The following is a 10032-nucleotide window of genomic DNA, read 5'->3' as shown; positions in this document are numbered from 1 at the left end:
GCCCTGATCTCATGCGGCTGGGTCTTATCATGAGGGGGGACTGACCTCGGTGGGCCTCGAGGCATTCATCGCTGCTTTCAAAGCGCAACGTGAAGCGACCAGCCGGAGTCAGCGGAGTTCTGACGGTATTCAAGGGAGTTGCCAGGATTTGTGGTTCAACACCACCCTGGGTCGACGTTACCAAAATTTGGATTAAGCTCTCACGGAGAGCGTGCAGCGTACTCATAATGCCAGTTCGTGCGCGTCCCGGGACGTGGACCCCAACGTGTAAACTCTATGCGCCGGCGACGCTGCATTTGCAGCTAACCTGCAATGCTCGCTGATGGCCCATCAGCGAGGTGGCGGCACGTCACGTTGAGGTCCGTTCAATAGGGCATAGCGGACTGAATTCGCTCAGGTTGAGTCTTTCGTAATGTGACCCGACCGAAACTTTGGCGCGGGGTTTCTGTCCCGCGTTTTGCGTTAGGGCCACGCGGCTCTTCGCTCGCCCCGGCTGCCTCCTGGTGGATCGTGAAACCCGCCGAACGCAAGCCGATTGGCAACACAGTGTTTATAGAGGCAGGATCGAATCCAATATCCTTGGCGTTTGGTGGATGTGCCTCGCTGCCCTTCATAGTGCATTCGGTCAGGACAGCTGACGGTGCGCGCTGCGTTTTCCGCGCATAACGCTGACGACCGCCGCATTCCATGCTATTATGTTTATATTCCAGGTCGTTCGGTCGAGCCTTGTATTGAGGTCAAAACCGATGATTGGAGCCACCATCCCCACATACTTCGTCAGTCTAAGGCGAAGCATCAAGAAAGCATGATCACGTTGACGCTCGGCGCCGGCGTGCAACTCGATTTGACAGGAGAAAGCATACGCAGGTGGATTTCAACTCGCGGCAGTTCACGGCGGAGACCTGAATCGCCGCTTGATCTAAGGAGGCACTCATGAACTTCAACGTGCGCATAGTCCTCCCATTTACCGCAGCGATGAGACTCACCAAAGCAACGGCTCTTGCTGCAGCGCTCGTGTCTTTTGCCCCCGCGGCTGTCGCGGGAGAGCCGATTGAAAAGAAGGGGACTACTCCTTATGTAACTCACTTTATTTTTCGGCCCTTGATGAGCATTGACACCGCCGAACTCGGCAAGGCCACTACGCTGGAGGCGGTTGGGACCACTCAAAACATGAAGGGAGAGAAGATGCTGGACAAGATGTCAGCACGCTGCGTGGCGCTGAACGTCGCGTCCGGAGACAAGAAATATATTGACGGAGCTTGCGTGCTCGCCGACAGCGACGGCGACAAGATTTTCTCGACCTTCGATACTCGGGACCTCGACAAGGCCCAGCCGAAGATGGATTGTGGAACGCATATCATCACCGGCGGCACCGGTAAGTATAAGGGCATCACCGGAAGCGAACCATTTGCGTGCATAGCTATGCCTGCGCTGGCTGGCTCTGGCGATTATTTTGCGATGGACATCCCGCACAACACGTCCTGGGAAATCAAATGATCCTGAACCCGATGTCGGCGTAAAGATGGTTGTTGAGGCAGCCATCAATCGCTGAATGAGAGCCTAGCCCACCACAGCTGGGCTCTTCTTCTGTTCATAAATTTAGGTCAGATGGGCCGCTTGTGGGCTGCATGCGAAGTCCAGACCGGCTCACAGATGGTCTGGTTGTAGGGGTGGGCCCGAAGCGGCTCGCCCAGCGCGCGACCGCCGCGATTGGACTCTTAGCGGAGGCGCGTCGTCCTTGGGCGGCGAGCGCCGGCCATGAAGCTGCTATCGCTGTTTCCAGGAATGGTGGCTCCTCGGGATGATTCCGGGCGCGTGCCCCCTCGAACTTGGCCGCCTGACATTTGTCGCCGGCGCAGGCTTCGACGCGCTCGCGCAATACGGCGCGCCAGTGTTGGACGCCGACTGGACGGCCAGGAAATCAGAAAAGGCTCGGCATCGCCGCCGAGCCTTCATATTGTTGGACTCTGAATGTCGGACTTAGAAGTCCATACCCCCCATGCCGCCGCCGGGAGGCATGCCGCCCGCACCGGTGTTCTTCTTCGGCAGTTCGGCCACCATGGCTTCCGTGGTGATCAGAAGCGCTGCGACGGACGCCGCGTTCTGGATCGCCACTCGAACCACCTTAGTCGGATCGATGATGCCCTTGGAGACCAGGTTGCCGTATTCGCCGGTCTGCGAGTCGAAGCCGTAGGCGTACTGATCTTTTTCGAGGATCTTGCCGACGATGACCGAGCCGTCCTCGCCCGCGTTGATTGCGATCTGGCGGGCGGGGTAGGACAACGCCTTGCGCACGATCTCGACCCCGGTCTTCTGGTCGTCGTTCTTGGTGCGAATGCCCTTGAGGTGCTCGGAGGCGCGCAGCAGCGCAACGCCGCCGCCTGGTAAGATGCCTTCCTCGACCGCCGCGCGGGTCGCATGCATCGCGTCATCAACGCGATCCTTGCGTTCCTTCACTTCGACCTCGGTCGCGCCGCCGACGCGGATCACCGCGACGCCGCCCGCGAGCTTGGCGAGACGCTCCTGGAGCTTCTCACGGTCGTAGTCCGAGGTGGTTTCCTCGATCTGCGCCTTGATCTGAGATACCCGCGCCTCGATGTCGGCCTTCTTGCCGGCGCCGCTCACGATCGTGGTGTTCTCCTTGTCGATCATGACCTTCTTGGCGCGACCAAGCATGTTGAGCGTGACGTTCTCGAGCTTGATGCCGAGGTCTTCCGAGATCGCCTGGCCGCCGGTCAGGATCGCGATGTCCTGCAGCATAGCCTTACGGCGATCGCCGAAGCCCGGAGCCTTGACGGCGGCGACCTTCAGGCCGCCGCGGAGACGGTTGACGACGAGGGTGGCGAGCGCTTCGCCTTCGACGTCTTCGGCAATAATCACAAGCGGCTTGCCGCTCTGCACCACTGCTTCCAACAAGGGAAGTAGTTCATTCAACTGAGACAGCTTTTTCTCATTAATGAGGACGTAGGCATCATCCATTTCAACGCGCATCTTCTCGGCGTTGGTGACGAAGTAGGGCGAGATGTAGCCGCGGTCGAACTGCATGCCTTCGACAACTTCGAGTTCGGTCGCGAGCGACTTGGCTTCCTCAACGGTGATGACACCCTCGTTGCCGACCTTCTTCATGGCGTCGGCGATGAACTTGCCGATCTCCGCATCGCCATTGGCTGAAATCGTGCCGACCTGGGCGATTTCCTCGTTCGAGGTGACCTTCTTGGAGTTCTTGACGAGGTCGGCGACCACGGCTTCCACGGCCATGTCGATACCGCGCTTCAGATCCATCGGGTTCATGCCAGCGGCAACCGACTTGGCGCCTTCACGGACGATCGCAGCGGCGAGCACGGTCGCGGTGGTGGTGCCGTCGCCAGCCGCGTCTGCGGACTTGGAAGCGACTTCGCGCACCATCTGGGCGCCCATGTTCTCGAACTTGTCCTCGAGCTCGATCTCCTTGGCGACGGTGACGCCATCCTTGGTAATACGGGGAGCGCCGAACGACTTGTCGAGGACGACGTTGCGCCCCTTCGGACCGAGCGTCACTTTTACCGCATTGTGGAGGATGTCGACACCGCGCAGCATGCGGTCGCGGGCCTCGACTCCGAATTTGACTTCTTTTGCTGACATAGTGGGTTTCCCTGAGTTTTTGACTTGGTTTCACCCTTGATGAGGCGCTCGACAGGCGCTTGGGCAGTGGACTAGGCGGCCTTCTTCTTGGAAGACACGTCGGTGAGAACGCCCATGATGTCGCTCTCCTTCATGATCAACAGCTCCTGGGTGTCGATCTTGACTTCGGTGCCGGACCACTTGCCGAACAATACGCGGTCACCGACCTGGACGTCGATCGGGATCAGCTTGCCGTTTTCGTCACGACCGCCGGGGCCAACGGCGATGACTTCACCTTGGGAGGGTTTCTCCTTGACCGTGTCGGGAATGATGATGCCGCCAGCGGTCTTCTCTTCCGCGTCGATGCGCTTGACCACGACCCGGTCGTGAAGCGGACGGAATTTCATGCTCTCCCTCCTATCTTCTAGTCGCTTTTTGAAATAGCAGTCGAAGCTAGCGAGTGCTGACCGCTCCGAAAATAAGCCGGCTTGGTCGGCAAACAAGACAAAGCCGCGAAGGATTTCGAAAATCCGTCGTCCTCGCCGGTCCGCGGAGGGCCCATTCAGAGCCACCTAATGGAGCCCCTGGAATCAAGTCTGGGCTGGTCGGAGGAAGCCGCTGAGGAAACTTTAGGCGGGCTTGTACCGTCTGCCCAGGTTGTTGTTTGGCTTTGCCATCCAATGGCTAGCCGGGCAGGGTTGCGCGCGTTTGGATTAGCCTGTTCAGGTACAATGATGCCGCGTCCAACGGCAGTGTAGACCCGCGGCGGTACGCGGAGAGGCTGGAAAATCCCATCCCTCTCGCTTACCAAGAGCACCTGAGATGCAGCGGAAGAGCACTTTCTTTCTAGATTCTCTCCCTCCGCCAGTCTAGTTCGCCCGGGCGTCAGTTCGGTCGGAGCTTCCCGGGGCAACGTAAAAGTGGACCAATCCCCCAATCTCGTGGCGCTCGACAAGCTCAAACTGCGCATCCAGGCGTTGCGCGCAAAGACCATCGACAACGGCTGCACCGAAGACGAGGCGCTGTCGGCCGCTGCCAAAGTCGCTGAGCTGCTCGATCGCTACGACCTGTCGCTGACCGACATCGAGATTCGCAAGGCGCCTTGCGAACGGCGGTCATATGAGACTTACCGCAAGAAGCGAATCCCGCTCGACGACTGTATCGGCGCAATCGCCAATTTCTGCAGCTGCCGGGTCTGGCGCGAGAAGAACCAGGCAGGCGAGAGCCGCTATGTGTTCTTCGGCCTTCGCGCCGATATCGAAGTCGCGCACTATCTGGCCGAACTGATCGACGCCGCCGTCCGCTCCGAACTCGGCCGCTACAAGACCACGTCCGGCTATGGCCGGGTCCGGCACAATGAGCGGCATTTGGCCAATGCCTCGTTTGCGCTAGGCATGGTCGCATCCATCGCGGAGAAGTTGACGGCGATGAAGGGCAGCCGCGATGAGGTAAATCAAAGCACCGGCCGCAGTCTCGTTGTGCTCAAGGCTTCGATCGTCGACGACGAGTTCGGCAAGCTCGGCCTGAATTTACGGGCGGCGCGCAGCACCAGCCGCACGGTGTCGATGACGGCCTATGAAGCCGGAGGCGCTGCCGGATCCTCGTTGGCCATCAATCCCGCGGTGGGAAAGCCGACGACCTAGGCCGAATGTACGAAATGGCTGGCCTGACGGAGTCCAATATCATCGTCGCCATCGGCAAGGATGAGGGCCTCTCTTCCAACTCGTCGGTTACGGCCAGACCGCGACACACAGGCGGCCCGGAGTTGGCTGAAATGTCGATGAGCAAGTGGTTTCACTTCAGCTCGCGTTGCTAGCCGGTGGCGCAGTCCTTGAGTTGCTGCCGAAGCCATTGATGACCGCGATCGTTATCGAATCGGGCGTGCCAAGTGGCGTGCAGCGTAAAGGGCCTCGTATCGAACGGCAGCGGCAGGGATTGCAGGACATCACGGTAGCGGTTGAGGAAACGCTGCGGAAGAGTGCAAACGAGGTCGGTCGACTGTAGCAAGAGCGGCACGACGCTGTAGTGCTGAACTGACACGGCGACGCAACGCGTCAGCCCGTCCTTCGCCAGGACATCGTCGATGAAGCCGCGAAAGCCGCCGCCTTCTCCCGAAACGATAATATGCTCCAGGCGCGAATACTCTCTCATCGTGGGCCGCCGCAATCCGCGCGGATGATCCTTACGCTGGGCCATCATGAACCGTTCATCGAGCAGCGGCTGGGACGGCATTCCGCTTGGGACCGCATCTTTCGAAACCAGCGCAACGTCGAGATCTCCCGCCTCGAGCTGGCCAGCTAATTTCATCAAATCGATCGAGCGGAAGGCGAACCGGATTCTCGATAAGCCATCCCGTCGCGAGAACGCGACCAGCCGCGACCCAACAATAGCGGTCGCGTTGTCGTTCGCGCCGATTGTGAAAGTTCGATCCGATTTCTTCGGGTCGAAACCAGCTGGTGCACCGATAACATCTTGCAGATTCTGCAGTGCCAGTCGCAGAGGTTCCTTGAGCTCGTTTCCCCGCGGGGTGAGGACCATGCCTTTTCCCGAGGCGGCAGGTGTCAGCAACTGATCCTTGAAGATATCGCGCAGCCTGGCCAGTTGGGCGGAAAGTGCCGGTTGGCTAATGCCAAGCCGCGCTGCCGCACGGGTGATGTTCCTCTCATCGAGCATCGCCTTGAGCGATACGAGCAGAGGCATGTCATGAGCCCTGATATTCATCCGGATTATACCACATATCTCATCTATCGATTTCAAATATCCCATGACGGAGGACATCAACGCAAGCCGGATCATATGGGCCGCGAAAGCGGACAAGATAGTTGGGGGACAGATGAGGAAGCTGCCAAACGCCGGTCCTGCTGCGGCGGAGCCCACCATCGAGTTGCAGCGAAGGGTCATGATCGCAGCGACCGTCGGTACGGTCATCGAGTGGTACGATTTCTTCATGTATATCTCGGTGGCTTCGGCCATCTCGGTTAATTTCTTCTCGGCTGACAATCCAGTTTGGGCCAATGTCTTCGCGCTTCTCACCTTCGGCACGGGCTATCTCGTTCGGCCGTTTGGAGCGCTGGTGTTCGGTCGCATCGGCGACATGATCGGACGCAAGCAAACCTTTCTCACCACGATCCTGATGATGGGATTTTCAACGGTTGCCGTCGGTCTGGTGCCGAGCTATGCGTCGATCGGCCTGTGGGCGCCTTCGATTTTGATCTTGCTGCGAATGATCCAGGGATTGGCTCTTGGCGGTGAGTATGGCGGTGCTGCGACCTACATCGCAGAGCATGCACCGCAAGGCCGCCGCGGCTGGTTAACGTCCTGGCTGCAAACCTCTGCACCGATCGGCTTCGCTCTCTCGATGCTATCCGTGTATCTCATGCGCTCCAGCGTTACACCCGAGGCATTCAATGACTGGGGCTGGCGCATCTTGTTCATCAGTTCGGTGTTGCCGCTCGCGATCTCGGTCTGGATTCGGTTGAAGCTGCAGGAATCGCCGCTCTTCCTCAAAATGAAGAATGAGGGGACGCTCTCGAAGTCTCCGATCTACGACACGCTCCGGGCGTTGCCGAACCTGAAACGCGTGCTGATCGCGATGTTTGCGATGGTCGTCCCCCAGAGCGTGCTGCTGGTCGGTGCTCAGATCTATTCTCTGGTGTTTCTCACCGGCACGGCCAAGGTCGATCCGCAGATCGCGAGTCTCCTGGTCGGTGCGGCACTGATGTTGACGCTGCCGGTGATGATCTTCTTCGGCTGGTTGAGCGACCGCTACGGCACCAAGATATTCATCCTGGCTGCCTGCGTCATTGGCACGTTCACCTACCTCCCGCTCTACAAGGCGCTCATCTTCTATGCCAACCCTGCGCTGCATGCCGCGCAGGCCGCCGTACCCGTAACCGTCGCGGTGGATTCATCGGAGTGCTCCTTCCAATTCAACCCGATCGGAACGGCGAAGTTCACCACAGGGTGCGATATGGCCAAGAACGCCTTGATCCGGTTCGGCGCTCCCTATTTGACTAGGTCCGAAGCAAAAGGGGCGGTCGCGACGGTTTTCGTTGGCAGCAAGCCAATCCCGGTTGGCGCCGCAGGGCAGGCTCCGGATGTTGCGGCGTTCACCGCCAAGTTGAAGCATGCGCTTGAGGAGGCCGGATATCCGAGCCGTGCCGATCCAAGTGCGATGAATTTCAGAATGATCATACTCGTGTTGGCGGCGCTGAGCACGGTTGCCGGCATGATCTTCGGTCCGCTGGCATCGGCGATGACCGATCTGTTTCCGCCCCAGGTGCGTTACACGTCGGTCTCGTTCAGCTATCACGTGGGCAACGGCTATTTCGGCGGCCTCTTGCCGGCGATCGCCGCGGCACTCCAGATCTCCAGCGGCGATATATACGCCGGTCTGTACTACGTGATGGTCATTTCGGCGATCTCGTTCTTCCTCGGCTTGTTTTGGCTGCAATCGGCGCCGGCAGCGGCCAAGGTCGAGTCAGTCGCGACTGCCACGGCCTAGCGGTCACGCTTCAATCTGCACAAGCAAGAAAGTCTGGTTCAAATGACCGCAATGCACGCGATCGGCAACGTTGCCATTCGTCAGGTTGTCGAGATCCGAGGTCCGGGTTTCAGCCCGGACTTCCTCTTCCCGGATTGGGATCAGTCGGTTCTGGCGAAGCACCGAGCGCTGATGATCCCGGATTGCTTCGACGAGGCGGAGGGGCGCTTCATCGCGAGCATCCACACCTGGATTCTGAAGACGCGGCACCATACGATCCTGATCGACAGCTGCGCAGGCAACGACAAGAACCGTCCGATGCTGCCGCGCTTTCATCAGTTGAATCTGCCTTTCCTCGACCGGCTGGCGGAAGCCGGCGTCTCACCTGAACAGGTCGACTATGTCTGCTGTACCCACCTGCACGCGGATCATTGCGGCTGGAACACGCGACTCCTCAACGGCCGCTGGGTGCCGACATTCCCGAATGCCAAGTACGTCTTCTCCAAGGCCGAGTACGATCATTGGTCCGGCCCGGCTGGCAAGGAAGGCTTCAGCGCCGGCGTATTCGAGGACAGCGTTCTTCCTGTTATCCAGAGCGGACAGGCCGAGATCGTCGATGGCGAGGCTGCGATCGGGGACGGTCTTACGTTCCATCCGACCCCGGGGCACAGCCCTGGTCACGTCGCTATCCAGCTTTCCGACCAGGGACAGAAGGCGCTCTTCAGCGGCGACATCATGCATCAGCCGCTTCAGATCTATCGTCCGGACTGGAACAGCGCGTTTTGTGAGGACGCGGAGCGCGCCCGCGCATCGCGCCGCTGGCTTCTCGAACGGGCTGCGGAAGATCGCTCGACCGTTTTCACGGCTCATTTCGCCAACACGTCGGCCGGACACGTCACACGTAGCGGCGACAGGTTCGACTGGCGGTTCGCGTAACCTGAGAGGACACCGAGATGCATAAATCGATTACCGACGGCATCATCAGCGACGAGATGATGATCCCGAGCGACACCGCAGGGATCGAACTCTTCGTTCGCAACAAGCGACGGTCCGACTTGGTCCGGTTCTCTGCCGACAAGACGGTCTTGTTCGTCGCGGGATCGACCTACCCGGCGTCGACTTCGTTCGACCTTCGCCTGGACGGCTTGTCCTGGATGGATCATCTGGCCCAGGAGGGCTATGACGTCTATCTCGTCGATGTCCGCGGTTATGGTGGGTCGACCCGTCCGCCTGAAATGGAAGAACCGGCGTCCAACAATCAGCCAATCGTGCGCACACCCGTCGCTGTGCGTGACGTCGGCAGCGCTGCTACGTTTATCCGGTCGCGGCGAGGGGTCGACAAGATCAACCTGATCGGGTGGTCGTGGGGGACGACGCTGATGTCACGCTACGCCTCGGAGAACCTGGCGCACGTCAACAAGCTTGTTCTGATCGCGCCGCAGTGGCTCCGGACGACTCCGAGCGCGGCTGATTCCGGCGGCCCGCTCGGCGCCTATCGCATCGTCGAGCGCTCGGCGGCCAAGAGCCGTTGGCTCAACGGCGTTCCCGATGACAAGAAGGACGCGATATTGCCGCCGGCCTGGTTCGATGCGTGGGCGGAGGCAACTTTTGCTAAAACAGGACTCGGGCCGGACAAGCTGCGGGCGCCGAACGGAACGGTTCAGGACAGCCGAGAATATTGGGCATCTGGCAAGCCGCTTTATGATCCTTCCTCGCTCACGGTGCCGGTTCTGATCGTCCATGCCGATCTGGATCGCGACTGCCCGATGGATATGGCGCAAACGGTGTTCAGCAAGCTCTCGGCGGCGCCATATCGCCGCTGGATCGAGATCGGCGAGGGCACGCACTCGGTATTCATGGAGAAAAATCGCTGGCAGGTCTTCGCTGCTGTCGACGGTTTCCTTGGGGAACAGCCTGCAGCCTAAAGAGGGCACGCCGCGATTGCCCAG

8 protein-coding genes are annotated in these 10032 nt (G+C 59.7%); 5 read left to right on the top strand and 3 right to left on the bottom strand.

All coding sequences use genetic code 11. The features are described 5' to 3' along the window. Positions 1–933 precede the first annotated feature (933 nt). A complete protein-coding gene (locus XI08_RS14370) occupies positions 934–1497 on the top strand; it encodes a hypothetical protein (RefSeq protein WP_271574871.1) in 564 nt (187 codons plus the stop codon). Between the two features lie 483 nt (positions 1498–1980). On the opposite strand, the gene groL is transcribed toward XI08_RS14370, so the two are convergent. Continuing rightward, positions 1981–3621: a chaperonin GroEL gene (groL, locus tag XI08_RS14365; RefSeq protein ID WP_271574870.1), complete on the bottom strand. Its 1641-nt coding sequence runs from the start codon at positions 3619–3621 to the stop codon at positions 1981–1983. Positions 3622–3692: 71 nt separating this feature from the next. Next, complete coding sequence (locus XI08_RS14360) at positions 3693–4007, bottom strand: co-chaperone GroES (protein ID WP_212453891.1); 315 nt, start codon at positions 4005–4007, stop codon at positions 3693–3695. A gap of 513 nt (positions 4008–4520) precedes the next feature. On the opposite strand from XI08_RS14360, the gene XI08_RS14355 reads away from it, so the two are divergent. Next, positions 4521–5243 carry a DUF2786 domain-containing protein gene (locus XI08_RS14355; protein ID WP_271574869.1) on the top strand — a complete coding sequence of 241 codons (723 nt, stop codon included), beginning with the start codon at positions 4521–4523 and terminating at the stop codon, positions 5241–5243. Positions 5244–5412: 169 nt separating this feature from the next. Here the strand turns inward: XI08_RS14355 and XI08_RS14350 are convergent, their stop codons facing one another. After that, the gene (locus tag XI08_RS14350) at positions 5413–6549 is read right to left on the bottom strand and encodes a LysR family transcriptional regulator (protein ID WP_271574868.1); all 1137 of its coding nucleotides are present in this window, start codon (positions 6547–6549) and stop codon (positions 5413–5415) included. Here XI08_RS14350 and XI08_RS14345 point away from each other — a divergent pair. Genes XI08_RS14345 through XI08_RS14335 form a run of 3 tightly spaced genes read left to right on the top strand, consistent with a single transcriptional unit; the run spans position 6500 to position 10008 of the window. Then, positions 6500–8104 carry an MFS transporter gene (locus XI08_RS14345; protein ID WP_271574867.1) on the top strand — a complete coding sequence of 535 codons (1605 nt, stop codon included), beginning with the start codon at positions 6500–6502 and terminating at the stop codon, positions 8102–8104. The two genes, XI08_RS14350 and XI08_RS14345, sit on opposite strands and share 50 nt — an antisense overlap. Positions 8105–8155: 51 nt before the next feature. Beyond that, positions 8156–9019, top strand: coding sequence for an MBL fold metallo-hydrolase (locus tag XI08_RS14340; protein WP_271574866.1), 864 nt, complete (start codon positions 8156–8158; stop codon positions 9017–9019). A gap of 56 nt (positions 9020–9075) precedes the next feature. Next, the gene (locus XI08_RS14335) at positions 9076–10008 is read left to right on the top strand and encodes an alpha/beta hydrolase (RefSeq protein WP_271574865.1); all 933 of its coding nucleotides are present in this window, start codon (positions 9076–9078) and stop codon (positions 10006–10008) included. The last annotated feature ends 24 nt before the right edge of the window (positions 10009–10032 follow it).

The organism is Bradyrhizobium sp. CCBAU 11361 (genome assembly GCF_028128935.1).
Taxonomy (GTDB): Bacteria; Pseudomonadota; Alphaproteobacteria; order Rhizobiales; family Xanthobacteraceae; genus Bradyrhizobium; species Bradyrhizobium niftali.
This window is presented reverse-complemented; position numbering and strand designations above follow the sequence as displayed.